Annotated in this window: 22 protein-coding genes and 1 tRNA gene; 10 read left to right on the plus strand and 13 right to left on the minus strand. The window is 64.7% G+C overall.

Going from position 1 to position 25780, the window contains the following annotated elements; translation table 11 throughout:
- The first annotated feature begins 422 nt into the window (after positions 1-422).
- The 3 genes from recF (at position 423) to F4U94_RS11775 (ending at position 3108) form a co-directional block, all read left to right on the plus strand.
- The gene (gene recF / locus F4U94_RS11765; RefSeq protein ID WP_120251586.1) at positions 423-1493 is read left to right on the plus strand and encodes a DNA replication/repair protein RecF; all 1071 of its coding nucleotides are present in this window, start codon (positions 423-425) and stop codon (positions 1491-1493) included.
- Positions 1494-1601: 108 nt separating this feature from the next.
- A complete protein-coding gene (locus F4U94_RS11770) occupies positions 1602-2132 on the plus strand; it encodes a CHAP domain-containing protein (RefSeq protein WP_150411917.1) in 531 nt (176 codons plus the stop codon).
- A gap of 190 nt (positions 2133-2322) precedes the next feature.
- On the plus strand, positions 2323-3108 hold the full coding sequence (locus tag F4U94_RS11775; protein ID WP_120251584.1) for a CHAP domain-containing protein: 786 nt from the start codon (positions 2323-2325) through the stop codon (positions 3106-3108).
- Between the two features lie 39 nt (positions 3109-3147).
- Here F4U94_RS11775 and F4U94_RS11780 read toward each other — a convergent pair whose 3' ends face one another.
- The 5 genes from F4U94_RS11780 to F4U94_RS11800 all read right to left on the minus strand — a co-directional run bounded on the left by F4U94_RS11780 (position 3148) and on the right by F4U94_RS11800 (position 6499).
- Entirely contained in the window at positions 3148-3423 is a 276-nt protein-coding gene (locus F4U94_RS11780; protein WP_120251583.1) for a DUF3297 family protein, read from the minus strand.
- Between the two features lie 53 nt (positions 3424-3476).
- On the minus strand, positions 3477-4313 hold the full coding sequence (locus F4U94_RS11785) for a S1 family peptidase (protein ID WP_120251582.1): 837 nt from the start codon (positions 4311-4313) through the stop codon (positions 3477-3479).
- 4 nt (positions 4314-4317) lie between these two features.
- Positions 4318-4740: a DUF350 domain-containing protein gene (locus tag F4U94_RS11790; RefSeq protein ID WP_120251581.1), complete on the minus strand. Its 423-nt coding sequence runs from the start codon at positions 4738-4740 to the stop codon at positions 4318-4320.
- 66 nt (positions 4741-4806) lie between these two features.
- Positions 4807-5109, minus strand: coding sequence for a hypothetical protein (locus F4U94_RS11795; protein WP_120251580.1), 303 nt, complete (start codon positions 5107-5109; stop codon positions 4807-4809).
- A gap of 148 nt (positions 5110-5257) precedes the next feature.
- Complete coding sequence (locus F4U94_RS11800) at positions 5258-6499, minus strand: SAM-dependent methyltransferase (protein WP_120251579.1); 1242 nt, start codon at positions 6497-6499, stop codon at positions 5258-5260.
- A 476-nt stretch (positions 6500-6975) separates the two neighbouring features.
- Here F4U94_RS11800 and F4U94_RS11805 point away from each other — a divergent pair, with 476 nt between their 5' ends.
- Positions 6976-7488 carry a porin family protein gene (locus F4U94_RS11805; RefSeq protein WP_120251578.1) on the plus strand — a complete coding sequence of 171 codons (513 nt, stop codon included), beginning with the start codon at positions 6976-6978 and terminating at the stop codon, positions 7486-7488.
- A gap of 272 nt (positions 7489-7760) precedes the next feature.
- Here the strand turns inward: F4U94_RS11805 and rlmN are convergent, their stop codons facing one another.
- Positions 7761-9023 carry a dual-specificity RNA methyltransferase RlmN gene (rlmN, locus tag F4U94_RS11810; RefSeq protein ID WP_120252277.1) on the minus strand — a complete coding sequence of 421 codons (1263 nt, stop codon included), beginning with the start codon at positions 9021-9023 and terminating at the stop codon, positions 7761-7763.
- Positions 9024-9070: 47 nt separating this feature from the next.
- The gene (locus F4U94_RS11815) at positions 9071-9583 is read right to left on the minus strand and encodes a hypothetical protein (protein ID WP_120252276.1); all 513 of its coding nucleotides are present in this window, start codon (positions 9581-9583) and stop codon (positions 9071-9073) included.
- 170 nt (positions 9584-9753) lie between these two features.
- On the opposite strand from F4U94_RS11815, the gene dnaN reads away from it, so the two are divergent.
- Together dnaN and F4U94_RS11825 are read left to right on the plus strand one after the other, a co-directional pair.
- Positions 9754-10866, plus strand: a complete 1113-nt coding sequence (gene dnaN / locus F4U94_RS11820; protein WP_120251577.1) for a DNA polymerase III subunit beta — start codon at positions 9754-9756, stop codon at positions 10864-10866.
- Positions 10867-10980: 114 nt separating this feature from the next.
- Complete coding sequence (locus F4U94_RS11825; RefSeq protein ID WP_170271932.1) at positions 10981-13596, plus strand: EAL domain-containing protein; 2616 nt, start codon at positions 10981-10983, stop codon at positions 13594-13596.
- Between the two features lie 48 nt (positions 13597-13644).
- On the opposite strand, the gene F4U94_RS11830 is transcribed toward F4U94_RS11825, so the two are convergent.
- On the minus strand, positions 13645-14037 hold the full coding sequence (locus F4U94_RS11830) for a gamma-glutamylcyclotransferase family protein (RefSeq protein WP_120251575.1): 393 nt from the start codon (positions 14035-14037) through the stop codon (positions 13645-13647).
- Between the two features lie 328 nt (positions 14038-14365).
- On the opposite strand from F4U94_RS11830, the gene F4U94_RS11835 reads away from it, so the two are divergent.
- Positions 14366-14551 (plus strand): PspC domain-containing protein, encoded by a 186-nt coding sequence (locus F4U94_RS11835; protein ID WP_120251574.1) that lies wholly within the window; start codon positions 14366-14368, stop codon positions 14549-14551.
- A gap of 125 nt (positions 14552-14676) precedes the next feature.
- On the opposite strand, the gene F4U94_RS24355 is transcribed toward F4U94_RS11835, so the two are convergent.
- Together F4U94_RS24355 and F4U94_RS11840 are read right to left on the minus strand one after the other, a co-directional pair.
- Positions 14677-14826, minus strand: coding sequence for a hypothetical protein (locus F4U94_RS24355; protein WP_170271930.1), 150 nt, complete (start codon positions 14824-14826; stop codon positions 14677-14679).
- A gap of 65 nt (positions 14827-14891) precedes the next feature.
- The gene (locus F4U94_RS11840; RefSeq protein WP_120251573.1) at positions 14892-15632 is read right to left on the minus strand and encodes a DUF72 domain-containing protein; all 741 of its coding nucleotides are present in this window, start codon (positions 15630-15632) and stop codon (positions 14892-14894) included.
- A 196-nt stretch (positions 15633-15828) separates the two neighbouring features.
- On the opposite strand from F4U94_RS11840, the gene F4U94_RS11845 reads away from it, so the two are divergent.
- The gene (locus F4U94_RS11845) at positions 15829-16539 is read left to right on the plus strand and encodes an AcvB/VirJ family lysyl-phosphatidylglycerol hydrolase (protein WP_120252275.1); all 711 of its coding nucleotides are present in this window, start codon (positions 15829-15831) and stop codon (positions 16537-16539) included.
- 4 nt (positions 16540-16543) lie between these two features.
- Here the strand turns inward: F4U94_RS11845 and F4U94_RS11850 are convergent, their stop codons facing one another.
- The 3 genes from F4U94_RS11850 to recJ form a co-directional block, all read right to left on the minus strand.
- Positions 16544-17212, minus strand: coding sequence for a peptidylprolyl isomerase (locus tag F4U94_RS11850; RefSeq protein WP_120251572.1), 669 nt, complete (start codon positions 17210-17212; stop codon positions 16544-16546).
- A gap of 94 nt (positions 17213-17306) precedes the next feature.
- Positions 17307-17381 (minus strand) — tRNA-Glu (locus tag F4U94_RS11855).
- 100 nt (positions 17382-17481) lie between these two features.
- Positions 17482-19248 (minus strand): single-stranded-DNA-specific exonuclease RecJ, encoded by a 1767-nt coding sequence (recJ, locus tag F4U94_RS11860; RefSeq protein WP_120251571.1) that lies wholly within the window; start codon positions 19246-19248, stop codon positions 17482-17484.
- A 139-nt stretch (positions 19249-19387) separates the two neighbouring features.
- On the opposite strand from recJ, the gene F4U94_RS11865 reads away from it, so the two are divergent.
- Positions 19388-21532, plus strand: coding sequence for an autotransporter assembly complex protein TamA (locus F4U94_RS11865; RefSeq protein ID WP_120252274.1), 2145 nt, complete (start codon positions 19388-19390; stop codon positions 21530-21532).
- A complete protein-coding gene (locus F4U94_RS11870) occupies positions 21532-25752 on the plus strand; it encodes a translocation/assembly module TamB domain-containing protein (protein WP_120251570.1) in 4221 nt (1406 codons plus the stop codon). Before F4U94_RS11865 ends, F4U94_RS11870 begins: the two co-directional genes overlap by 1 nt.
- The last annotated feature ends 28 nt before the right edge of the window (positions 25753-25780 follow it).

The following is a 25780-nucleotide window of genomic DNA, read 5'->3' on the forward strand; positions in this document are numbered from 1 at the left end:
ACGCGGCAGTGCTTCGGGCCTGCGCGTGACGGGTGGGCAGATGGAGGGCCGGAGCTTCATTCCTGAGGATAGATCAGAGAAAATCCAACATTGGAAGCGTAGTAAGAGGTGGCTGGTAGCGACCGAAATGGACGCTTCACTTGCCCTCTCCCGTTTTCACGGGAGAGGCTACGGAGACTTGGCAGCTTGCTGCCTAGTCGATGTCGGTGAGGGCCTTGCTTCTTCCTGAACAAAGACTTCCTGCCAGAAAGAAGAAAGACCCTCACCCAACCCTCTCCCGTGAAAAACGGGAGAGGGCTAAGAAACCGGACCGTCCGCTCCCCGCCCATTCCCGCCAGCGTTTCGGCAGCCATCACGCCAGCCCCGCCCCCTTCCCCAACGCCGCCCTTCCCTCCCCCGCCCGCCCCGGCTACAGCCGCGCGATGATCGGCCGTTTGACCTTGAGCGATTTCCGCAATCATGCGGATGCGCTGATCCTGCCCGATCATGCCTTCATCCTGTTGACCGGCGACAATGGCGCGGGGAAGACCAATATATTGGAAGCGGTGTCGATGCTGGCGCCGGGGCGCGGGCTGCGCGGTGCGGCGCTGTCGGCCATGGCGCGGCAGGACGGCGGCGGCGGTTTCGGCATTGCGGCGGAAGTCGATGGGGCGATGCTGGGCACCGGCGTTACCGCCGCCAGTCCCGACCGGCGGCAGGTGCGGATCGGCGGCGTGGCGTCGTCCGCCAATGCGCTGGCCGATCATCTGTCGATCGTGTGGCTGACGCCGGCGATGGACCGGTTGTTTCTGGACAGTCCGGGCGGGCGACGGCGGTTTCTGGATCGGCTGACGCTGGCGCTGCACCCCGGCCATGCCGCGCATAGCGCCCGCTATGACGCGGCGATGCGCGCGCGCAACCGGCTGCTGGCGGACATCCGCCGGGCCGATCCCGCCTGGCTCAGCGCGCTGGAAGCGCAGATGGGCGAGCATGGCACGGCGCTGGCGGCGGCGCGGGCGGATCTGGTGGCGCGGTTGAACGACGCGCTGGCCGACCAGCCCGACGAACCCTTCGCCCGGCCGCTGATCGCGATCGAGGGGGAGGAAGCGAGCGACGAACCCTTGGCGCAGCGGCTGGCGCGCGAGCGGCGGCGCGATGCGGCGGCGGGGCGGACGTTGAGCGGGCCGCATCGCCACGACCTGTCGGTTACCCATATCGCCAAAGGTCAGGCCGCCGCACTCTGTTCCACCGGCGAGCAGAAGGCGTTGCTGCTGTCGATCCTGCTGGCCCATGCCGCGCTGGTGGCGGCCGACCGGGGCCAGCCGCCCGTCCTGCTGCTCGACGAAGTGGCCGCGCATCTCGACCCGCTGCGCCGCGCCGCACTCTTCCAACGTTTGCAGGAAAGTGGGGGTCAGGTGTGGATGACGGGCACCGAATCCAGTCTTTTCAGTGAATTACCTGATGCAACCCGGCTGACTGTAACGGCCGGCCATGTTTTTCGTTCCGCAGCATAACGCATCGACGAAACGACTCGTCGCCCGACGCTTGTCGGTTCGTCGGGCGTCTGGCCTAAGACCGGCATCGGGGTTCAAGCCTTAAAAACAAGTCGGGGTCGCAATCGCATGTTCGCTGGTTTTCGCGCGGTTTTCGCGGCATCTGTTCTTGCGCTTTCGACTCTCTTCGCTGTTCCCGCCACCGCCGGCACGCTGCAATGCGCACCCTTTGCCCGGCAGGTTTCCGGTATCGACATCCACGGCAATGCCAACACCTGGTGGGGTCAGGCCGAAGGTCGCTACGACCGTGGCCATGAACCCCGCGTCGGTGCCGTCCTGGCTTTTGCGGCCAGCCGCTCCATGCCGGTCGGCCATGTCGCCATGGTCAGCAAGGTCGTCAACGACCGCGAAGTGCTGCTGACCCACGCCAACTGGTCCTATCGTGGTGGTATCGAGCGCAATGTCCGCGCCATCGACGTATCGGCCAATAATGACTGGTCCGACGTGCGCGTATGGTACGGCCCGATCGGCAATCTGGGCCTGCGTTCCAACGCCGCCCGCGGCTTCATCTACGCCAGCGCGCCCAAGGGCATCGACCAGCCGGTGCAGATCGCTTCGGCCGACACGACCGGCGGCGCCGCCGTCCGCTCGGCTTTCTGACACTCCTCCCCAGATTATTTCGGGTCGGACGCTGTTCGACCCTCATCCCTGACTTTTTCGTTTTCCGCATTCTGCGAGACGTCGGCTGTGCCAGCCGACTTCAGAATGCTCTAGGCTTAACCCTTTCCAAAGGAAGCGGGTTCTAGGGTCGATCCCGGTGGGGCGATTCTAAAGTTTCGGGATCGCATAGATGTTTCGAGCGATGCGCTGGACCGCAGCCCTGCTGCTGTCCGGACTGGCAACTGCGCCCTCATGGGGTTCTGCGGTGCTGCAATGTGTACCCTATGCCCGGATCGTGTCGGGCGTAGCGATCAGGGGCGATGCGCTGACCTGGTGGGATCAGGCGGATGGACAATATAAGCGCGGCAGCAAGCCCAAAAAGGGTGCGGTGCTGGCGTTCCGGCCCAATGGTCCGATGACGCTGGGCCATGTCGCGGTCGTCAGCAGGATATTGGATGATCGCCGCGTGCTGATCCGCCATGCCAACTGGTCGGTGCCCGGCGCCATCGAGGAAGATGTGCTGGCGATCGACGTGTCGGCCGACGGCGATTGGAGTCAGGTGCGCGTGTGGCACAGCCCGACGGGCCAGATGGGCGCGCGGACCAACCCGACCTATGGCTTCATTTACCCGGCCAAGGCCAGGCTGCATGACTTCACGCCGGACGCGACGTTGGGCAGCAGCGTGCGCTTTGCCAAGGTCGATTCGGATATGTGGGACGAGCGGGCATTGCCGGCTGTGATGCGCCAGCCGCAGGCGGTGCCGGCGTCGGCCAGAGCCGTGCTCACCAGCCCCACGCGGATGGCGGCAGCGACGCCCATGCCTGTCAAGGCGGCAAAGCCCGCAAAGGCGCCGCGTGCGCGCACGCCGCATCTGGAGGCCGATCCCTTCATCGTCGAATATGCCGATGCCGCGCCGTCGCAGCGGACGCTGAGCGCCATCATCGCCGATGTGCGGCGCGAAACGGCGATGAATTGACAAACAAAAAGGGCGCCGTCACCGGCGCCCTTTTCTATGTCACTCCGCGTCGGCGGGCTTGTCTTCGCTGCCCTCGGCGGGGTTTTCGAACCAGGCTTCGACCTCACCGGTCAGCTTGATCGTCAGCGGATTGCCGTAACGGTCGCGGCTCTTGCCGGCGGCGACGCGGATCCAGCCTTCGGAAATATTATATTCCTCCACATCCTTGCGCTCACGGCCCTTGAAGCGGATGCCGATGCCGCGCTGAAGCACTTCCATGTCGAAATGGGGACTTTTGGGATTGGTGGAGAGGTGGTCGGGAGGCGTGTCGCTCATGATGAGATTCCTTGAAAAGCTGTGCTGCGCCTAGCGTCTGAGCCACTATTGCGTCAACCGCCGCGCTTTTCGTCCACATCGCAATAGATGCGCCGGATTACTCCTTCGTCCAGCCAGGCGGCAAAGCGGCTTTCCGCGTCGGCGCTGCCGGCGAAGGGATAGGCGACCGGCCGGTCGTCCACCGCGCCGCTGGCCCGCGTCAGCCGGGCGACGGCGTCGGGCGCGGTGGTCAGGATGCGGCCGCGCCGGTCGGTCGACGCGCTGTTGACGCCCACGACGCGGCCATCTTCGGCAAAGACCGGGCCGCCGCTGATGCCCGACAGGGTGCCGTCGCCGGAGGGAATGCGTCCTTTTTCGGCCCAGGCCAGCACCGGTTGCGTGAGGTCGCTGCGGCCGCGCCGGGCGCTCGCCTCCCCGATCAGTTCGGATAGGACCAGCGTGGGTTTGCCGGCGGGAAAGCCCATATGATAGCCCGGCGTGCCCGGTTGCGGCGCGCGGTTCGATAGCGGGAGCGCGCTGCTGCTGGGCAGGCCGTCGCGGACCAGCGCTGCGTCCGCCTCCCGGCTTTCCAGCACGCGCGACACCGGCCGGGCGAAGCGGCCATCCTCCAGCCCCACGCGCGTACAGTCATGGGTGACATGCTGCGCCGTCAGCCAGGCGCCGTCGCGATCGACGGCGAAGGCGGTGCCCATCGAATCGGCTGGGCCATCGGGACTGTCCTCGATCACGAACTGCTCGTCGCCCCAGCCGGGCATGGGCCGACGCGGGGAGCGGGGGTCATATTGCTCGACCTCCAGCGGGGGGACGCGAACATCCTGCCCGAACCAGGCGACCAGCAGCAACGCGCCCAGCGCGAAGGGCAGGCAGCCGCAACCCTTGCCACCCGCCATCGGATCAGCCCGCCACCGCCGCAGCGGTGAGGCAGGCGATCGCCGCCTTCATCATGGCCAGGAAGATCGCGGCCGACCGCTCATTCGCCTCGATCCGGGCCGACAGCGTGCCGAGCAGGAAATCGACGAGACGAAAGGCGACGAGTTGCAGCACCAAAGTGACGCTGCCCCAGATCACGATGTCCCAGACATTGACCGAGCCGGCGAGGCAGAAGCCGAGCGGTACGGCCAGGCCAATCGCCGCGCCGCCGAGCGAGATGGCGGCGGCTTCGTTGCCGCCACGGATCAGCGCAAATTCGTCATGTGGGGTGATCCACAGATAGAGGGCGAGCGCGGCGAGCCAGACGAGCGTGGCGCTGCCCAGATGCAGCAGGAGGATGGGAAGGCCCGATAAGAGGCTTTGGATAACGGGCATGGGATCGGTCATGCCGTCAGAAATGCCGCAACCCGCCCCAAGGTTCAATCGGGGCGAGCTGCGATCGAAATATAGATATCAGCGACAGATGCGTACGCGCACCCGGCGGTCGCGATATCGGTCGTAGCGCCATTCGTTCCAGCAGCGGGTGCGGTAACCGCGATTGCCTCTCCAGTCGCCGCGATGGCCGCGCCAGTCGCGACGGTCGTCCCAGCGGCGTCCATTGTCCCAGCGCCGGCGGTCGCCACGGTCCCAATGGCGGTCGCGATCGCCGCGCCAGCCATTCCCGCCATAATATTGTGCCTGCGCCGGGACGGCGGTGGCGCCTACCCCAGCCATGGCAAGGCCCAGCACCGCCACGCCCTTCCAGAATAATTTCATCTCTCATCTCCTCATAGTTCCCGCCCATGAGGGGGTGGGAGCATGAGGGCGAGAATGGACTCGTCCGACTGAACCGTCAGCGAATGGCTCTGTCAGCGACGGTTCAGCCTGGAACGACGGAATGATATTCTGTTACGCCCAGCCGTTTTCAGCGGCCGCGCAATGCGGCTTCCGCTTCCTGCATATAGTCGCGGGTGATGGGCAAAGCGCGGCGGTCGCGGGCATATTGGACCTGGAAATTGACCATGCCGCCATGTTCGAACACGGTCGCCGCGCCCGCCAGATAGAAGGTCCAGAGGCGGAAGAAACGCTCGTCATAAAGCGCCACGATATCGGCCTTGTGCGCCATGGTTCGCTTATACCATTCCCGCAGCGTCAGGCCGTAATGGACGCGCAGCACCTCAACGTCCGTCACCATGAGGCGCGTGCCCTCGCTGCCCGCCACCATTTCCGACAGGGCCGGGATGTAACCGCCCGGGAAGATATATTTGGTGGTGAAGGCGTCGGTGGTGCCCGGCCCGCCCATGCGTCCGATGGTGTGGACCAGCATCACGCCGTCGGGCGTCAGCAACTGGCGGCATTTGTCGAAGAAGGTGCGATAATCGGGTGTGCCGACATGTTCGAACATGCCGACCGACACGATCCGCTCGAACGGCCCGGTCATGTCGCGATAGTCGATCAGTTCGAAGCGGACATGGTCGGCGACCCCGGCGTCGATCGCGCGTTGCCGTGCGACCTTCAACTGTTCTTCAGACAGGGTGATGCCGGTCACGTCCACGCCGCAGGTGCGGTGCAGATAAAGCGCCATGCCGCCCCAGCCGCAGCCGATATCCAGCACCTTCATACCCGGTTTCAGGTGCAGCTTGGCGGCGATATGCGCCTTCTTGTCCTCCTGCGCCTGCTCCAGACCGATGCCGGCCTCATTATCCACATCGGGATAATAAGCGCAGCTATATTGGCGGTCGCGGTCGAGGAAGAGGGCGTAGAGCGCGCCGGACAGGTCGTAATGATGGGCGACATTGGCCTTCGACCGGGCGCGGTGGTTGGCGCGCCATAGTTTCTGACGCACTTCGCCGATGCCGCGCTTGAGCAGGCTCTTCGATTCGATCGACTTGCCCTGCTCCCAGGGATTGTTGGCGCGAATCATGGAGATGAATTCCATGATGCCGCCGCCCTCTATGCCGACACGGCCGTCGATCCACGCTTCGGCCATGCCCAGACGCGGGTCTTTCACGATGTCGAAGGGCACCCGGCCATCCTTGAACCGCAGCGCCAGATCGGGAAATTCGGGATCGGCCTGACCGACCGTGATCGTCTTGCCGTTGGCGTAATGGACGGTCACGCGGCCGCGCGTGACGAGCCGCTTGAGAACCAGTTCAAACAGTTTCATGTCGCTACCCTGTCATGTCGTTACGCGGGCGTCAAATGCCGGCATATCAGTCGCGATCGGCATGGTCTTCCCAAAATCACCCCTACCCTCGCCGATTGGACGCGGCCTGTCCACCGCCTCTATCCCCATGAGATATCTGGCTTGTTTATGATCCGATCATTTGGCGACGCGCGGCCGACGGGGCCTGGCGGGATGGGTCGCGCGGGGTGCGCACAGGCCGGATCGGCCGATGTAACAGTTTTGCAACACAAGCCCTGAAATTGATTGAAATAAAGGTTGAACCCCTTTGCAACTCAAACTTGCGATCCTAGATGGCAGTTGCGCGGTCGTGATGCAGATCGCGCTCTTGATCTCCCGATAATGGAGAGAAGAGTCGCAGGAGTTATTATGAGAATAAGTTCGTAATATCTTTGCATCGAACCTGAACGCCGGATGAATGTCTAAGTCGCGGCGACAAGATAAATATCGAGGACTTTATGAAGACTGTGATTTTCGCAGCCATTGCTGCTGCCACCGCTGTTTCGGCCCCTGCCTTTGCTCAGGACGCTGCGCCCTTCACCGGGCCGCGCGCGGGCATCACCGCGGGCTACGACAAGTTCGATGGCCGTGACGGCTTCACCTATGGCGTGACCGCAGGCTACGACCTGGCCGTCACTCCGGGCGTGACCTTCGGTCCTGAAGTGTCGTTCAGCGACACCACCACCAGCGCCGGCGCCGGTGCGGAAGTCAGCCGCGATCTGGCCGCTTCGGTGCGCCTCGGCTACACGCTGACCCCGCAGGTTCTGGCGTTCGGCAAGGTCGGCTATGCCAACACCCGCATCGACCTGGGCAATGGCGGTGCGTCGTTCGAAGGCGTGCGTTACGGCGGCGGTCTGGAATATTCGGTGACCCCGACCACCTACATCTCGGCTGAATATCAGCGCAGCGAGTATGAATCCAATATCGGCGGTCGCGACGTTGGCCTGGTTGGCGTCGGCTTCCGTTTCTGATCCCTCTCAAGACGATCAGATTTCAAGGAAGGGCGGTCCTGCAAGGGGCCGCCCTTTTTTCGTAGAAATCGTTCCCCGGCCCAGGCCGGGGTCCAGTTCCACGATCTGAGCTGGACCCCGGCCTGCGCCGGGGAACGAAACGCCATAAATCCGCATCATCTCTTGATGTCATTGTGCAGGATGGGCCGGGGCGGGCCAGCACAAAATGAAAAGCCCCGCCGTTGCGGGCGGGGCTTTATGTCGTGCCTTGTGGAAAAGACTGCGTCCCCGGATTATCCGAGTGCGGCTTGTTTCTCTTCGGCCAGGCGCTTGATTTCGGCCTTGCTCTTCTTCTCGCTCGCCGACTTCAACTGGCCGCAGGCGGCCATGATGTCGCGACCGCGCGGGGTGCGGACCGGCGCGCTGATGCCGCCTTCGAACACGATGCTGCTGAACGCGCGGACGCGCTCGGGCGTCGAACATTCATAGTCGGTGCCGGGCCAGGGGTTAAACGGGATCAGATTCACCTTGGCCGGCAGCTTATATTTGCGGATCAGGCGGACCAGTTCGCGCGCATCCTCATCGCTGTCATTCTTGTCGCGGATCATCACATATTCGAAGGTGATGCGGCGCGCGTTGCTGGCCTTGGGATAGTCGGCGCAGGCCTGAAGCAATTCCTCGATGCCATATTTGCGGTTGAGCGGGACCAGTTCGTCGCGCACTTCCTTGGTCACGGCATGGAGCGACACGGCCAGGTTGACGCCGATTTCCTCGCTCGCGCGGGCCATCATCGGAATGACGCCGGAGGTGGACAGGGTGATGCGGCGGCGCGAGAGGGCGAGGCCATCGCCGTCCATGACGACCTTGAGCGCGTCGCGCACGTGCTCGAAATTATAGAGCGGTTCGCCCATGCCCATCATGACGATGTTGGTCAGCATCCGCCCGTCGGGCGAATATTGCGAGGCGTCCTCATCCTCGTCCGCATCATTGGCCGCACCCATATTGCCCTTGGGCCATTCGCCCAGCGCATCGCGCGCCAGCATGACCTGCCCCACGATTTCGCCCGGCGTCAGGTTGCGCACCAGTCGCATCGTGCCGGTGTGGCAGAAGCTGCAGTTCAAGGTGCAGCCCACCTGGCTGGAGACGCAGAGCGTGCCGCGATCCGCATCGGGGATGAAGACCATTTCATAATCCTGGCCATCGTCCGAGCGAAGCAGCCATTTGCGGGTGCCGTCGGTCGACACCTGCGCCTCGACCACTTCCGGGCGGCCGACCACGAAGCGTTCGGCCATCCAGCCGCGCATCGGCTTGGCAAGGTCGGTCATCGCCTCGAAATCGGTTTCGCCGCGATGATAGAGCCAGTGGAACAGCTGTTTGGAGCGCAGCTTGGCGGCCTTCACGTCAAGGCCGACCTCCTCCAGCGCACTCTTTATCTGAGGGCGGGACAGGCCCATGAGGTCGATGCGGCCATCCTCTCGCGGGGTCACCGCGCGCGGCACGGGCACAGGGTCAAGGGGGCCGGGAATCGGCATGAGCGGGCTGGCGGCTGATTGCATGGTCGCGCACATAGTCGATTTTCGCGGATTTTTAAAGATGTGTTGAATCAGCGCAATTTGGCGCAGCCCAGCGCCGCCGCGTCGATCGCCGTCGCCGCGCCGCGCAGGGCGTAGCTGTCGGCAAAGCCGCGCCCGTCCGCGCCGACGCTGGCCACGCTCATGCTGCTGGCGGAGCGCATGGCGGCGACAATCTGCGCGTCGCCGCGCGCATCGGCGGCCCAGGCGTCCATCTGTCCGCCGACCAGCGTGAAGCGGCGCTCCCCTACGGTGAGGATGACCGGCGCCGCACTCGCCCGCGCCCGGCCGAGCCGGATATGCAGTTGCCCGCGCACATGGTTGCGTGGCCAGCTGCCGACCGAGGCGAAGCCCCTGGGCGACTGGCCACGTCGCGCGACCGGCTGGGCAATGGCGTAGCAGCGCGGCCCGCTTTGACTGGCGCCGGAATCGCGAAAGGCGCCCCAGTTTTCGAAAATGCCCAATGAATCGCGGGCCATGGCCGGCGATGCCACAAGCAGCAGGAGGGGCAGCAACGCCAAGGCGCTAGGGGTTGTGGGGCGCATGGCATTGGCAAAGCCCAAGCCGTCCCCTTTTGCAACCCCGACCGGTGCAAAGCATGCATGCGACGCTTGCAGGAGGCGTTCGAGCGGCTATGAAGGAGCATCCATCATTGTCGCCGGGATTCGACCGAACCCCCGGCTATTGGCTTAAAAAGAACGGACAGAATAGGGACATGAAGGCCACCATCGAACGCGCAACGCTCCTCAAGAGCCTGAGCCACGTCCAATCGGTGGTCGAGCGCAGAAATACCATTCCCATCCTGTCCAACGTCCTGATCGAGGCATCGGCCGACGGCGCGATCAAGCTGATGGCGACCGACCTTGACCTGCAGATCGTCGAAAGCGTGTCGGCGCAGGTGGAACAGGCCGGCGCCACCACCATTTCCGCGCACACATTGTTCGACATCGCCCGCAAGCTGCCCGAGGGCAGCCAGGTGTCGCTGCATGCGGCCGAGGGCAAGATGCTGATCCAGGCCGGTCGCGCCCGCTTCAACCTGTCGACCCTGCCGCGCGACGATTTCCCGGTGATCGCCGAGGGCGACCTGCCCACGACGTTCGAACTGCCAGCCGAAACGTTGAAGCAGATCATCGACAAGACGCGCTTCGCCATTTCGACCGAAGAGACGCGCTATTATCTGAACGGCATCTATTTCCACGTCACAGACGACGATCAGCCGGTGCTGAAGGCCGCTGCGACCGACGGCCACCGTCTGGCGCGCGTCACCGTGACCCGCCCGGACGGCGCGGAAGGCATGCCCGGCATCATCATCCCGCGCAAATGTATCGGCGAACTGCGCAAGCTGCTGGACGAGGTCGAAGGGTCGGTGGGCATCGCCCTGTCGGCCAGCAAGATCCGCTTTGGCCTGGGCAGCGCGATCCTGACCAGCAAGCTGATCGACGGTACCTTCCCCGATTATAGCCGCGTCATCCCGACCGCGAACGACAAGCTGCTCAAGATCGATCCGCGCAGCTTCGAGGATGGCGTCGACCGCGTCGCCACCATCGCCACGGAAAAGACCCGCGCGGTCAAGATGAGCCTGGACAAGGACAAGATCACCCTGTCCGTCACCAGCCCCGAAAATGGCACCGCGGCCGAAGAAGTGCCCGGCGCGTTCCAGGGCGAAGGTTTCGATATCGGCTTCAATGCCCGCTATCTGCTCGACATATTGGGCCAGATCGACAGCGATTTGGTCGAGCTGCATCTGGCGGATGCCGCCGCGCCGACGCTGATCCGTGAAAGCGACGACAGCCCGGCGCTCTACGTGCTGATGCCGATGCGCGTCTGACGGTTATTGCAGCGCAGGTTTTCGCCTGCACATGCCCTTTGGTGCAGGTTTCAGCCTGCACCAAAGCGGGCCGGAGGTAATCCTCTGGCAAGGAGTTTGCGCTACCGGTGGAGCATGTCTTTACTGCGCGCATCCCTCGACGATAATCCGTCCCGTTCCATGACATTGATGGTCGCGCTCGGCCTTTCGGAGAGCGGGACCGAAGTATCGGCGTCCTGGATTTCGGGCAATTTTTTCCATATCGCGCGACTTTGGCCTTTGATCCTGCTGACCAAGTTCAGCGTGGTCGCCCTGCTCAACCTGCCCTTCTATTCCGGCGAACCGCTCCAGATCGCGTTGATGGTCGCCATGCTGATCATCGACGGTACGCTGATGCTGCTGCCGCGCCGCAACTGGTTCCGCCACCGCATGCCGCATATCCAGAATTGGATGATGTTGCCGATGGTGTTCCTGTCGGGCCTGACCTTCAGCCTGTGGCTGGGTTATGAAACCAAGGCCGCGACCGATGCGCTGTTCCTGGCGGCGGTGCCCGAGCTGTCGGTGGCGCTGCTGGCCGTCTGCATCTTCGGCGACCGGCGCCTGCTCGGCATCAGCTATTTCCTCGGCGCGCTGCTGGTGTCGGTGGTGGAAAAGGCGGGCATGGCCCAGATCGGCCTGTTGCTCAGCTGCGTCATCGTCATGCTGGTCGCCACATTGCGCCAGGCGACGGCGGACCGCGACCAGGCGATCGCCCGGCACCAGCAGGATCTGCGCGCCCAGCGTTCCGACCGGCTGTTGCAGGAGCATGAGCGTACCGGGCGCGGCTGGTTCTGGGAAACCGACCGCCAGGGTTGCCTGACCTATATCAGCGACACGTTGGCCCAGTCATTGTCCGTGTCCGTCGGGACGCTGATCGGCAAGCCGATCACCGAGATCGTGCGGCCCGGTGACAAGAAGCAGGGCGATGGCGAACGCACGCTGGGCTTCCATTTGTCCGCGCGTACCGGCTTTGCCGATATTCCCGTCTGCGCCGCCATGGCGAAGGAAGAGGAGCGCTGGTGGTCGATTTCGGGCCAGCCGGTGTTCAACGAATATGGCCAGTTCCACGGCTTTCGCGGGGCGGGCACCGACCTGACCGAAACGCGCCGCAACCAGGCGGAGGTCACGCGCCTGGCCCAGTTCGATTCGCTCACGGGCCTGGCCAACCGCATCCAGATGCTGCGGTCGCTGGAGCAGGCGGTGGCCGATCGCCATGGCAAGCCGGGCGAATGCACGCTGATGATGCTGGACCTCGACCGGTTCAAGATCGTCAACGACACGCTGGGCCACCCCGCCGGCGACGCCCTGCTGCGTCAGGTCAGCCAGCGGTTGCAGCGCGTGGTCGGCGAAAAGGGGCTGGTCGGACGGCAAGGCGGCGACGAGTTCAAGATATTGCTGCCCGGCCGCCACGACCAGACCGTGCTCGCCCATCTCGCGCAGGCGGTCATCAGCGCGGTGTCGCAACCCTATACGGTCGAAGGCAATGCCGTGGTCATCGGCGTGTCGATCGGCCTGTCGGTCTGTCCGCAGGATGGCGTGACCGCCGATGCGCTGATCCGCAACGCCGACCTGGCGCTCTACGCCGCCAAGGGCGACGGGCGCGGCGTCCATCGCTTCTATTCGTCGGACATGCATGCCGACGCGGAAAATCGCCGGCAGCTGGAGGAGGATCTGCGTCGCGCGCTGACCGACGACGGCCTGCACCTGGTCTACCAGCCGGTCGTGTCGTCCAAGACGGAGCAGATTACCGGTTACGAAGCGCTGCTGCGCTGGAACCATCCGGTGCGTGGGCCGATCTCACCGGCGCTGTTCATACCCATTGCGGAAGATAGCGGCCTGATCGCCCAGATCGGCGAATGGGTGATGCGCACCGCCTGTCGCGACGCGGCGGAATGGCAGGAGGGTATCCGCGTCGCGGTGAACGTGTCGCCGACCCAGTTCGCCAATCCCGGCTTCCCCTCCACCGTCATGAGTGCATTGGCCGCCGCGCAGCTGGCGCCTGAGCGGTTGGAGCTGGAGATTACCGAGAGCGTCTTCCTGAACGACGACGATGGCACGGACGCGATGTTCAACCGGTTGAAGGCAATCGGCGTCCGCCTGGCGCTGGACGATTTCGGCACCGGCTATTCCTCGCTCGGCTATCTGAAAAAGGCGCCGTTCGACAAGATCAAGATCGACCAGAGCTTCGTGCGCGGCGCCGCGATCAAGGGCAATCGCAACAGCGCGATCATCAAGGCGATCGTCAGCCTGGCCGAGGCGCTGGGCATGGACACCACGGCCGAGGGCGCGGAAACGCAGGATGAGCTGGCGCTGATCCGCCAGCTGGGTTGCAGCCATATCCAGGGCTATATTTACGGCCGGCCGATGCCGATGGCCGATGTGATGGCCAGCCAGAACCGCGCCGGCACGGCGGCCAGCGCCAATGGCTTCCAGTCCAGCCGCCCCGAACGCAAGACGATGCTGCGCACCATCGCGGTCCATCATGACGGCCATGTCTATATCGGCCGCGTGCGCAATATCTCCGCCACCGGGGCGTTGATCGAAGGATTGTGGAACGTGCCGGTGGGCACGCTGTTCGCGATCGAGCTGGCCGAAAACCAGTTCGTCAACGCCACCAGCAAATGGTCGAGAGACGATCGCATGGGCGTGGAATTCGCCGGCGCCGTGGATGTCAGCACCTTGCGCAATCCGCCGCGGTCCATGGCCTCCTAAAGCATGATCCGATGCGATCGAATCGGATCATGCTGACTTCAAACGGCGTTAAACAGATGCCAGAAAGTCGCCACTGGCGATGATCGGCCATTCGGATGGGTCGCGCGCATAGACATAGGTCCATGCCGCGACCGGGCCTTGTTCCCCCTCGACCATCAGCCGTAGCCGCCGATATTCGTGCGGCTGCGGGCTATCCACCGCACATTCCTCATAATCGTCGAGCCAGGCCAATGTGACCTCCGCGTCGCTCAATGCGAACAGGTCGCCTGTCACCACACCCTCTGCGCCCGGTACGAAGCCCGGATAGCCTGCCAGGCGGTACAGCATGCCCTGCGCCCGTGCCGACCCCACAAGCTGCGCCTTGGCCCGCAGGCGCCGCGCCATCGGCCCGTCGAAGGCAAAGCGCAGCGTGCCATAGACGAATAACAGGCTATCGCTCACCGCGCGTCCATTTCACCATATTGCGGCGAAATTTCCCAATAACGGGATATTTCATCGTCGCCCCTTGTCCTGCAACCATCGAAAATACGCGGATTTCTGCCGAAAATGCAGATTTGGCACGGCCTCTGCAAAGTCTGTTGGCATCAAGGCCGGATGGTCGGCCAACGTACAACAGGGAGTATCCACCATGTCCATCGCCAAGATCCAGAACGCCGCCTTCGCCCTTGCCAGCGCTTTCATCGTCGCCGGCCTGTTCGTGAGCGCCGCCGTTCCCGTCGCGCCGATCGCCTGATCGCCCCATCCATCCTATCAACGGAAAGTCAGAGACATGAACAACAGTTTCACCCTGGACCGTCGCAATGGCAAGATCATGGGCGTGTGCGCCGGGATCGCCAACCGCACCGGCCTGGACGTCACGATCCTGCGCGTCGCGCTCGTACTGCTGACGCTCTGCGCGCTGGGGCCGATCGGCGTCGTGGCCTATCTGCTGGCCGGATGGCTGGCGGAGGGTTGAGCCTGCAGAGCCGTTCGATCGGGACCACCAAAGTCGATATCAAGTAAAAAGGCCGCCCTGCTTATCGCAGGAGCGGCCTTTTGGCATCCCGATCACACGGGATGAAGATCGCGATAGATACGCGATCAGGCATAAAGCACCGAATAGAAGGTCAGCATCTGAACGCCGACCGCAACGGCCAGCACAGTGCCCTGAAACATCTGACGCATATTTTGCTCCATAGTTGCAAGAATCAATCCCCGGTTTTTGGGGATGCGGGCCACTACGCCCGTCATATTCTTGTAACAATCGCAAAGCGCGACATGCCGATTGCATCAAACGCAACAGAGCAACAGGGGTGTTACCCCAAAGCCACGATCATGGCCTGCGCCGCGGCCGGGTTGCGCTCCTTCGCGCCACCGATGAAGAAGCCGAACATGTCGCCCTGCGCCGCCTGCCGTTGCGCGCGATCGGCCCAGCGGGCGATGTCGGCGGGGGCATAGCCGGTTGCTTCGTCGGACCGGGCGCGCATCAGCCGCATATAGGAAAAGCCGACGTCATGGCCGGTGATGGCGGGATAATCGTCATGATCGGCCCAGACCACCGCCGCACCGGCATCGCGCGCCATGGCGAGGAAGGCAGGATCGTCGAAGCTTTCATGCCGGACCTCCAGCGCATGGCGGAGCGGTACGCCATCGACGCTGGCCGGCAACAATTGCAGGAAGGCGCCGAAATCGTCGGCGTCGAACCTCTTTGTGGGCATGAATTGCCACAGGATCGGGCCGAGCCGGTCACCCAGTTCGGCGATACCTTGCTGCGTGAATTTCGCGATCGAATCGCCGGCTTCGGCCAGGATCTTGCGATTGGTGCAGTAGCGCGACGCCTTCACCGCGAACTGGAAGCCATCCGGCACCGCCCTGGCCCAGCCGGCGAAAGTCGCGGGCTTCTGACTGCTATAATAGGTCGCGTTGATTTCCGTCGCGGTCAGATGTTCGCCGACATAGGCCAGCTCATCCTTCTGTCGCAGCCCCGCCGGATAGAAGCTGCCGCGCCATGGCTCATAGACCCAGCCGCCAATGCCCACCCTGATCCGCCCTGCCATTTATGCTCTCCCTACAGCGCCAGCCTTCTCATCTATGGCGCGGCGCGGGCCGGGTTACAAAATGGTTATTCGCAGGCCAGCTTGGCGGAAGGGCGGGTCGGCCAATCATCGTGCCCTGCAATTCCAGCATCCTGCGGAATTTTGCTGCGTGACCGGACCCATGATCCTGATTCGACCGACCGCATGGCGAAAATATATGGCGCTCGCCCTGATCGCGAGCCTGATGGCGGGCGCTGCCTATTGCCTGCGCCTGGGCTATCCCTGTGGACAGACATTCACGATCGTCCCGGCGACGGCCGCGCCCGACGCGCGTGCGCGCGGTACGGTCGCCCTGCTGCTGTCGGGCGACATGGGCTTCAACATCGGCATGGGGCCAAGGATCGCCCGACAACTGGCCGCGCAGGGCATATCCGTGCTGGCCGTCAATTCCCTGAGCGCCTTTTCACGGCGACAGACGCAAGGCGATACGCAGGCCTTCATGGTCGCCGCCATCCGACGGGCCCTGGCATTGCGCGGCGCAAAGCGTGTCATGCTGGTCGGCCATTCCTTCGGCGGCAACATGGCGCTGGCCGGGCTGCGCGATTTGCCTGCGGGTCTGCGCGCGCAGTTGAGTGGAATCGCGATGATCGTGCCCGCCGACACCATGTTGTACCTAGCCAGCCCGGACAGCATTCTGGCGTTCGGCCGCAATGACGGGCCGGCCATGCCGTTCGCCCGCAGCCTGAACTGGGCGCCCGTCCTGTGCGTTTATGGCGTGCAGGAGAAGCACAGCCTCTGCCCCTTGTGGCACGCGCCGAACGTTCATGTGGCGGCGCTGCCGGGCGCGCATTCGCTGAACCATGATGCCCCGCTGGTCGCAGCGACCGTGCTGCGCGCGCTGATCGATCACGACGCCGATCGCGGGTAGCAGGCTATTTTGCGGGCTGGCGCTTGAGGCCGATCAGCCAGGGCTTGACCCCGCGCGAGGGTTTGGGCGTGCCGTCCAGCCGCTTTGCGCGCAAGATGGTGATGGGCTTGACGATCATTTGCCCGCGCATAGGCCCGGACCCGCAACAGGTCGGCACGGCCAGAATCTTGCGCACCACATCCATGCCGCCGACCACATGGCCGAAGGCGGCATAGCCGATATAGGCGCCGCGCGCGTCCATATTGGGCGTCGCGCCGATGGTGATGAAGAAATTGCCCATGGCCGAATTGGGCCGATTGGGCCGCGCCATGGAGAGGGTGGCGTCGAGATGAAGGATCCCGGTCTGCGTCGTCGGCTCATGCGGGATGGGCGGGAGCGAGCGGCGGGCGTCGGTGTCGATGCCGCCCTGGATCAGGCCATATTCGGGATCGCTCTTGCGCCGCGCCGCGCGATAGAAGGTCACGCCGTCGAAGCGGCCATCATCGACATAGGTGAGGAAGTTGGCCGAGGTGCGCGGTGCGCGCTTCTGGTCCACCGCGACGACGATCGTGCCGACGGAGGTTTCGATCGCGACGCGGGTGAAGCCGGGCGTGGGCCGGTTGGCGGGAAGGGCGAAGGCCATGGCAGGCGCAAGGCCGACCAGCAGGCAGAGCAGACGCAAAAGAAACGACATCGGCGCAGCCCTACAGAGCGAGCAACCGCTGCGCAACCGAGGCGCATGACCAAATATCGGCTGTGAAGGCGCTAGCCCCTTGCCGAAGCAAGGGTGGTGATCCCAACGGGATTCGAACCCGTATCGCTGCCGTGAAAGGGCAGTGTCCTAACCGTTAGACGATGGGACCACATGCAGAACTGAGTGGCCAGTGCTGCGAAGCGAAGGCGCAATTAGGCGGGGACGACGAAACGGTCAACCCCCTTTGCGCAAGAAAAATGCAATATTTTTCAATCGGCCCAGGCGGCATCCTCCAGATGCAGTTCGGCGGCGGGACGGCTGCCCCAATCGTCGATCTTCGCCTTGCCCGCGACCCATAATTTGCGGTCGTAGGGCGCGGCCAGGATCGCCTGCCCCATGTCGCTTTCCGCCTTGCGAAAGGCGATGGTCTTGATCGACCGGCCGTCCATGCCCGCCATGACGGCGCGCAAATGGCCGTTGCCCACGACGTCGGCCTTCACCACCCGCATGGGGCCGGCGGCGATCAGCGGTGCGGGCCAGCCGGCGCCATAGGGGCCGCCCTGCTCGATCGCGGCGACGAAGTCGGGGTTGACGCCCGCGGGCGCCAGCACCGCGTCGATCAGCAGCGCACGATCGTCCCGCGCCCTGCTGACGGCGGCGGACAGGCGTTCGTCCAGATAGTCGGCGAGCGCGTCGATCCGGTCGGCCATGACGGTCAGGCCCGCCGCCATGGCATGGCCGCCGCCCGCGACCAGCAGGCCGCTATCCTTGGCCGCCAGCACCGCAGCGCCAAGGTCCACGCCGGATATGGAGCGGCCCGAACCCTTGCCCACGCCGTCGTCGTCCACGGCGATGACGATGGCGGGGCGGCCGGCCTTTTCCTTGATGCGCCCTGCAACGATGCCGATGACGCCGGGATGCCAGCCCTGCCCCGATATGACGGCGACGGCGCGATTGCCCTGCGCGGCGAGAAGTTCCTCCGCCTGTTCCTGCACCGTCGATTCGATGGCGCGGCGTTCTTCATTATAATGATCGAGCTGGGCGGCGATCCGCGCAGCCTCGTCCGGATCTTCCGTCGTCAGCAGCCTCACGCCCAGATCCGCTTGCCCCACACGGCCGCCGGCGTTTATGCGCGGGCCGAGCGCGAAGCCGAGGTCATGGCAGAGCGGCGCGCGGGTCAGGCGGCTGGCGTCGATCAGAGCGGCCAGGCCGACATTGTGCCGCTTCGCCATGACTTTCAGCCCCTGCGCCACGAACGCGCGATTGAGGCCGCGTAGCTGCGCCACGTCCGCCACCGTGCCCAAGGCGACGATGTCCAGCAGGTCCAGGATATTGGGCTTGGCCCGGCTTGCGAACCAGCCGCGCGCGTCGAGCGCTTTCAAAAGCCGCGCGCCCAGCAGGAAGGCGACACCGACCGCGGCCAGATGCCCGTGGACGGCGGCATCGGGATGCTCGTCCAGACGATTGGGGTTCACCAGCGCGAAGGCTTCGGGAAGCTGCGTCGCGCATTTATGATGATCGACCACGACGACATCCACGCCGGTCGCCTTGGCCATCGACAGCGCCTCGAACGCCTGTGCGCCGCAATCGACGGTGACGATCAGGCTCGCGCCCTCCCCCGCCAGCCGCACCAGCGCCTCGCCCGAGGGGCCATAGCCCTCCATCAGCCGGTCGGGGATATAGGGTTTGGCATGCAAGCCAAGGTCGCGCAGCAGGCGGATGAGCAGCGCCGCGCTGGTCGCGCCGTCGACGTCATAATCGCCGAAGATGCGCACATCCTCCTGCGCCTGAACCGCGTCGGCGATCCGCTCGGCCGCCGCGTCCATGTCACGGAACAGGCTGGGGTCGGGCATGAAGGCGCGAATGGTGGGGTTACGGTGCGCGTCCAGCGCGTCGCGCGGGCAACCGCGCGCCAGCAGCAATTGCGTCACCAGATCGTCGGGCAGATAGGATGGGTCGCGCGCATCGGCATTGCCGCCCCGCCAACGCCAGGGCTGACCGGACAGGGAGCGTGAAATATTGAGGGCAAATGTCATGCATCGGCTCTAGACCCCGCAACGTCATGAGGGAAGCACGGCAAATCATGTCGCGAACGGAACCGTCGCAACCCTTTGGGCGTATTGCCTCTTTGCGGGGCATGTGGAATGCCCGGCGCGAAAGGGGCATCGCGATTTCATGACAAGACGGCAGGCCTATCATGTCCGGCGTATAGTGGCCGTGGCGCTGATGTCGGCATCGCCGCTGCCGTTGATGGCGCAGAGCGCGACGCCCCCGCCCCCCGCCCCGGCCGGTGCCGCGCAGAGCGACGCCGAAGAGCCGATCCTGCCCGACGATCAGTTCGAGGCGCGACTGCCCAAAGTACCGGCCAAGGTGCCCGCTGATCCCAAGGCGACCGATGCCAACGCGCCCCTGCCCTCCATCGACAGCTGGATCGACCAGCAGATGCCGCAATCATCGGCCACGCCCGCCGAATTGCCGGCGGCGATCGATCCGGCCGAGGAGCAGGAACTGGCCCAGCCGCTACCGTCGCTGGACAGCGTGACCGTGCCGGCCAATGTCGCGGCCGAGCAAGACCCCAATGCCAAGCTGCCCGACGTGCGCTACGCCACCAGCATAGAGGGGTTCGGCAAGACGGGATTGGAGGACGAATTTCGCGGCGCATCCGCGCTGATCGACGGCAAGGGCAAGGCGGACACCGCCGCCATGGTGCAGGCCCGCGCGCAGGAGGATGAGAAGCTGGCGACGCGCCTGCTCTATTCCGAGGGCTATTATGATGCGACTGCGCTCGCCAGCCTGGATCAGGCGGGTGACGGGACGCTGAAGGCCGTCATTTCGGTGACGCCGGGCAAGCGGTACAAGATCGGCACGATCGTCATCACCGCCGACCAGACCGTGCCGCCGGGGCTGGTCCGTGACAGTCTGCCATTGAAGAGCGGCGATTTCATCGTCGCGACTCTGGTGGAGAGCGCGGAAGCCAATGTGGCGCTGAAGCTGCCGGAAAATGGCTATCCCTTCGCCAAGGTGGGCGAACGCGACATCTTGCTCGACCCCGCAACGGTGACGGGCGATTATACGCTGCCCGTCGCAGTCGGTCCGCGCGGCACCTTCCGCAAGATCGTGACCTCCGGCGAGAAGCAGGCGTTCGGCGCCGACCATATGGAGGTCATCAAACGCTACAAGCCGGGCCAAATCTATGACAGCCGCGAGGTCGATGACCTGCGCAAGGCACTGGTGGCGACGGCGCTTTTCTCCAGCGTATCGGTCGAGCCGGTGCAGACCGGCGAGGCCGGACCGGACGGGACCGAATATGTCGACCTGATGGTCGAGCAGGAGGCCGGGCCGCCCCGCACGCTGGCGGGCGAAGCGGGCTATGGCACCGGCCAGGGGTTCCGTGCGGAGGGCACATGGACCCATCGCAACATGTTCCCGCCCGAAGGCGCGCTGATCCTGGGCGCGATCGCGGGGACGCAGGAACAGGGCGCGTCGGCGACCTTCCGCCGGTCCAATGCCGGCAAGCGGGACAAGACGTTCCAGACCGGCATCACATTGAACCACCAGAATTACGACGCCTATGAAGCCTTTACCGCCGGCCTGAATGTCGGCTGGTCGCGGCAATCGACGCCGATCTTCCAGAAGCGCTGGACCTACAGCTATGGCGCGGAAGTCCTGCTGACCAACGAACAGGTGGTGACCAACCTGCTGACGGCGGACAAGACACGGCGCACCTATTTCATCGGCGGCCTGCCGGTGCAGGTCGGCTATGACCGGTCGAATGATCTGCTCAACCCGACCAAGGGGTTCCGTGCCAATGTGCGCGCCGAACCGGAAGGGTCGTTGCAGGGCAATTTCTCCCCCTATCTGCGCGCCAGTTTCGACCTGACCGGCTATTATCCGGTGTCGGACAGCCTGGTCATCGCAGGCCGGGCGAAGGTCGGCACGATCAGCGGGGTCAGCCGCGACGATGTCGCGCCCTCGCGGCGCATCTATGCCGGCGGCGGCGGGTCGGTGCGTGGTTTCGGCTATCAGGAATTGGGGCCGAAGGACGCGAACAACGATCCGGTCGGCGGCCGGTCCGTCAACGAATTCGCGGTCGAGGGCCGCTATCGCTTCGGCAATTACGGCGTCGTCGCCTTTGTCGATGCCGGTCAGGTCTATGAAAGCTCCATGCCCAAATTCAACGACATGCGTTATGGCGTCGGCATAGGCGGCCGCTTCTACACCAATTTCGGTCCGTTCCGCGCGGACATCGCCATGCCGATCAATCGGCAGCCCGGCGAATCCAAATTCGCCCTCTATATCGGTATCGGACAAGCCTTCTGATGGCGCAGGACGACACCCCCAGCCCGGCGGCGCAAGCGACCGAAACCGTCATCGTGCGGACCAAGCGGCCGCTATGGCAGAAGATCGCGATCGGTGCGGTCGGTCTGATCGTGGCGCTAGTGGTTCTGGTCGCGGGCCTGCTGCTCGGCCTCAATACCCAGCCGGGCAAGAAATTCCTGATCCAGCAGATTGCCGCGCTCCAGATGGAATCCGGCATGAAGATCGAGGTCGGCCGGATCGACGGGTCGATCTATAGCGACATGACGATCCATGATCTGGTGCTGCGCGACCCCAAGGGCGTGTTCGCGGTCAGCCCCAAGGTGCATGTGATCTGGCGTCCGTTCCGCTACATCAACAAGCATATCTCGGTCAGCCTGCTGGAAACGCCGCTGGTCGTTCTGGCGCGCAGCCCGCAGTTCAATGTCGTGGCGAGCGATCCCAACGCGCCGATCCTGCCGGACCTGGATATCGACGTCGATCGGATGAAGATCGGCAAGTTCGTGCTGGCCAAGCCGGTGATCGGCCAGAAGCGCGAGATCGCGATCGATGGCGTCACCCATATTTCGGACGGTCGCGCCATCCTGTCCGCCGATGCGATCGTCGACAGTGGCGACCGGTTGCAGGCGAAGCTGGACGCTGTGCCGGAGCAGAATCGCCTGTCCATGAGCGGCACGCTGACCGCGCCGAAGGGCGGCGTGATCGCCGCCATGTCGGGCCTCACCGATGGCATGACCGCGACGCTGGATGGCAAGGGCACCTGGCAGGCATGGGACGGCAGGATCGTTGCGACATCGCCCAAGGGTGAGTTGGCGAATATCATGCTGGCGGCCCGCGACGGCAATTTCACGGCAAAAGGCCCGGTGCGCCCGGGGCTGGTCCTGGCGGGCACCGTCGATCGACTGACCGCGCCGCAGCTGGACGTCGATCTGTTCGCCGGGCTGAACGAGCGGCGGGTGAATATCAAGGGCACGCTGCGGTCCCCGGCGATGAGCGCCGACGCGCAGGGCCTGATCGACCTGGGCAAGAGCCAGTTCAGTGCATTGAAGATCAATGCCGCGCTGCTGACGCCCGGCGCGATCATGGACAAGGTGAAGGGGCGTGATGTCCGCGCGTCCATCATCCTCGACGGGCCGATGGCGACGCCCTTCATCGACTATGACATTACGGCCAAATCGCTGGCCTTCGACGCCACAGGTATCGACAATCTGAAGGCCAGCGGCCGGGCGGTGATCGACGCGGACCGTATCCGCATTCCGGTCAATGCCACCGCGACCCGCGTGACGGGCCTGAACGCCGCCGCCGGCGGGCTGCTCCAGAACCTCCGGGTGAAGGGCGACTTCGCTTATGCGGCGGGCAAGCTGATCAGCGACAATCTCAAGATCGACAGCGACAAGGTGGATGCCACCGCGATCGTGCTAGCCGACCTCGACAACGCCATCTATCGCGGCGCGCTCAAGGGCCGGGTCAATGATTACAAGATCGACGGCGTCGGCATCGTCAACCTGAACACCGATGTCGAGCTGATCCCCGGACCCAAGGGTGGGTTCGGGCTGGGCGGACGGTTCGGCGTGCGGACCGCGCGCTGGGAGAATGCCTCCGTGCGCGACTTCCTGGGCGGCAATGCAGTCATGTCCGGCCGGATCGGCATGACGCCGGAGGGCAAATTCACGCTGGCCGGCCTGAAGGGTGCGGCGCCCAATTTCACCATCCATTCGGGGTCCGGCAGCTATGACACGGACGGGCAGGTCGCGTTCGACGCCACGGCCTCCTCCAAACAATATGGCCCGCTCGCGCTGACGGTGCGCGGGACGATGGAACGGCCGCAGGCGGTGTTGCGCGCGGCGCGGCCCAATGTGGGCGTGCAGCTGACCGATGTGGTCGCCAAGCTGAATGGCGAGGCGGCCGGTTATCGGCTGGAGGCGACCGGTGGGTCGCCTTATGGCCCCTTCTTCGCCAATGTCCTCATTCGCACGGCGCAAGGGCCGCTGACCATTGATGTGACCAAGGCGCGCTTTGCCGGGGTCGATATGAACGGCCGGATCCAGCAGAGCGCCGCCGGGCCCTTCACCGGGCAGCTGGCGCTCAATGGCTCCGGCATCAATGGCGCGGTCAAGCTGGCGGCGGTGGGCAAGGTGCAGGGCGTGGACGTCAACGCCACCGCCAGCAATGCCAAATTGCCGGGCGAGGCCGATGTCGTGATCGGCCGGGCGATCGTCACCGCCTCCATCCTGCTGACCGACCAGCCGCAGATCAAGGCGGACGCCCAGTTCGCCAACGCCGCCTATGGCGCCTATGTCGTGCGCAAGGCGCGGGCGCGGGTCGATTATCAGGGCGGGCGTGGACGCGCGCAGCTGGTCGCCGATGGATCGAGCGGCGTACCCTTCTCGCTCGCGGTCAATGCCGCGCTGCGTCCCGACCTCTACGCCGTGGTGTTGCAGGGCAAGGCCGCCAATGTCGATTTCAAGCTGGCGCAGCCGGCGATCATCCGCACCGAGCCGGGCGGGTATCGACTGGAGCCGGTGACGCTGGTGCTGCCGCAGGGCAAGGTCGATCTGGCTGGCCGCTTTGGCGACATGACAAGCGCGCAGGCGCGGTTCAAAGATTTCGATCTGGCCATCGTCAACATGATGGCGCCGGGCATGGGCATTGGTGGCCGGATGACCGGGACGCTGGATTATGCACAGAAGGGCAGCGCCTTCCCCACCGCGACGACGCGGCTGGCGATCAACGATTTCCGCCGGTCCAGCCTGACGGCCGTGTCCGATCCGGTATCGATGAGCGTCGAGGGCAAGCTGTCCTCGGCCGGTGGCGACCTGCGCGGGCTGATCCGCGAGGGCAATGCTACGCTCGGCCGTTTCACCGCCACGCTGGCACCGCCGGGGGCGGGCGCAAGCTGGGCCGAGCAGCTGCAGAATGCGCCGCTGGGCGGTGGCATCCGCTATGCCGGACCGGCCGACGTGCTCTTCTCCTTTGCGGGGATGGCCGACCAGCAATTGACCGGTGGGCTGGCGGTTGCGGCCGATTTCAGCGGGCGACTGGCCGATCCGCGGCTGAACGGCGTGGTGCGGGCCAATGCGCTGACCTATGAGAATGAGACGTTCGGCACGCGTGTCACCCAGATGAAGCTGGATGGACGCTTCACCAACGATCATCTGGAGATTCGCGATTTCTCCGGCCGGGCCGGCGACGGCACGGTGCAGGCGTCGGGCAATGTCGGGCTGGCGGCGGACGCCGGCTTCCCGATGGATATCGCGGTGAAGCTCAATCGCGCGCGGCTGGCCCGCAGCGAGGCGATCACCAGCGTGGTCAGCGGGACGCTGAACATCAGCAACAGTCCGGCCAATGGCGGGTTGATCAAGGGCGACCTGAACCTGCCGGAGACGCGCTATCGCGTCGCCTGGCAGGGTGGTACCGAGATCCGCCAGCTGACCGGCGTGCGGCGCAAGGGCGAAGGCGGCGATGCGCTCGACGCGCGGCTGGCGGCACGCAAGGCCGCGGCCAAGCCCGCCGACTGGAAGCTGGATATCAGGGTGCGGGCCGACAACGAGATTTATGTGACCGGCATGGGCCTGGATAGCGAATGGAAGACCAACATGCGCGTCACCGGCACCACCGCCAATCCGCGCGTGGTCGGCAAGATCGAATCGCTGCGGGGGCGCTACAGCTTCTCGGGCCATCAGTTTGACCTGGAGCAAGGCGTCATCACCTTCAATGGGCCGATGATGAACCCGATCCTGCAGATCAAGGCGCAGACGCGGATCGACACTGTGACGGCGGGCATTCAGGTGACAGGATCGGCGCAGCAGCCCGATATCGCCTTCATCTCCACGCCTACTTTGCCGCAGGACGAGATATTGTCGCGCATATTGTTCGGCGACAATGTCGCGAACCTCTCGCCGATGCAGGCGGTGCAGCTGGCGGCGGCGCTGAATGGCCTGCGCGGTGGCAGTGGCGGCTTGAACCCGATGGGCAAGTTGCAAGGCGCGTCGGGCCTAGATCGGATCGGCATCGTCGGTGGCGATGACACGACGGGGCGCGGCACGTCGCTGGCGGTCGGGCAGCATATCTCCAACAATATCTATGTGGAGGTGATCACGGACTCGAAGGGCTTTACCGCCACACAGCTGGAGATCGCCCTGTCCAAGACGCTGAGCCTCTTGTCGAAGACCGGCACCAATGCCGGGTCGTCGGCGAACCTGCGCTATTCTAAGGATTATTGAGGGAAAGCGGATCGGTGCTGGACGCTAA

Source organism: Sphingobium limneticum (genome assembly GCF_008710155.1).
In the GTDB taxonomy this organism is placed as follows: Bacteria; Pseudomonadota; Alphaproteobacteria; order Sphingomonadales; family Sphingomonadaceae; genus Sphingobium; species Sphingobium limneticum.

Excerpts from the sequence above, each read along its gene's own strand:
- recF (WP_120251586.1), top strand. The coding sequence starts at position 423 with ATGATCGGCCGTTTGACCTTGAGCGATTTCCGCAATCATGCGGATGCG.
- F4U94_RS11770 (WP_150411917.1), top strand. The coding sequence starts at position 1,602 with ATGTTCGCTGGTTTTCGCGCGGTTTTCGCGGCATCTGTTCTTGCGCTT.
- F4U94_RS11775 (WP_120251584.1), top strand. The coding sequence starts at position 2,323 with ATGTTTCGAGCGATGCGCTGGACCGCAGCCCTGCTGCTGTCCGGACTG.
- F4U94_RS11780 (WP_120251583.1), bottom strand. The coding sequence starts at position 3,423 with ATGAGCGACACGCCTCCCGACCACCTCTCCACCAATCCCAAAAGTCCC.
- F4U94_RS11785 (WP_120251582.1), bottom strand. The coding sequence starts at position 4,313 with ATGGCGGGTGGCAAGGGTTGCGGCTGCCTGCCCTTCGCGCTGGGCGCG.
- F4U94_RS11790 (WP_120251581.1), bottom strand. The coding sequence starts at position 4,740 with ATGACCGATCCCATGCCCGTTATCCAAAGCCTCTTATCGGGCCTTCCC.
- F4U94_RS11795 (WP_120251580.1), bottom strand. The coding sequence starts at position 5,109 with ATGAAATTATTCTGGAAGGGCGTGGCGGTGCTGGGCCTTGCCATGGCT.
- F4U94_RS11800 (WP_120251579.1), bottom strand. The coding sequence starts at position 6,499 with ATGAAACTGTTTGAACTGGTTCTCAAGCGGCTCGTCACGCGCGGCCGC.
- F4U94_RS11805 (WP_120251578.1), top strand. The coding sequence starts at position 6,976 with ATGAAGACTGTGATTTTCGCAGCCATTGCTGCTGCCACCGCTGTTTCG.
- rlmN (WP_120252277.1), bottom strand. The coding sequence starts at position 9,023 with ATGCAATCAGCCGCCAGCCCGCTCATGCCGATTCCCGGCCCCCTTGAC.
- F4U94_RS11815 (WP_120252276.1), bottom strand. The coding sequence starts at position 9,583 with ATGCGCCCCACAACCCCTAGCGCCTTGGCGTTGCTGCCCCTCCTGCTG.
- dnaN (WP_120251577.1), top strand. The coding sequence starts at position 9,754 with ATGAAGGCCACCATCGAACGCGCAACGCTCCTCAAGAGCCTGAGCCAC.
- F4U94_RS11825 (WP_170271932.1), top strand. The coding sequence starts at position 10,981 with ATGTCTTTACTGCGCGCATCCCTCGACGATAATCCGTCCCGTTCCATG.
- F4U94_RS11835 (WP_120251574.1), top strand. The coding sequence starts at position 14,366 with ATGAACAACAGTTTCACCCTGGACCGTCGCAATGGCAAGATCATGGGC.
- F4U94_RS24355 (WP_170271930.1), bottom strand. The coding sequence starts at position 14,826 with ATGACGGGCGTAGTGGCCCGCATCCCCAAAAACCGGGGATTGATTCTT.
- F4U94_RS11840 (WP_120251573.1), bottom strand. The coding sequence starts at position 15,632 with ATGGCAGGGCGGATCAGGGTGGGCATTGGCGGCTGGGTCTATGAGCCA.
- F4U94_RS11845 (WP_120252275.1), top strand. The coding sequence starts at position 15,829 with ATGGCGCTCGCCCTGATCGCGAGCCTGATGGCGGGCGCTGCCTATTGC.
- F4U94_RS11850 (WP_120251572.1), bottom strand. The coding sequence starts at position 17,212 with ATGTCGTTTCTTTTGCGTCTGCTCTGCCTGCTGGTCGGCCTTGCGCCT.
- recJ (WP_120251571.1), bottom strand. The coding sequence starts at position 19,248 with ATGACATTTGCCCTCAATATTTCACGCTCCCTGTCCGGTCAGCCCTGG.
- F4U94_RS11865 (WP_120252274.1), top strand. The coding sequence starts at position 19,388 with ATGACAAGACGGCAGGCCTATCATGTCCGGCGTATAGTGGCCGTGGCG.
- F4U94_RS11870 (WP_120251570.1), top strand. The coding sequence starts at position 21,532 with ATGGCGCAGGACGACACCCCCAGCCCGGCGGCGCAAGCGACCGAAACC.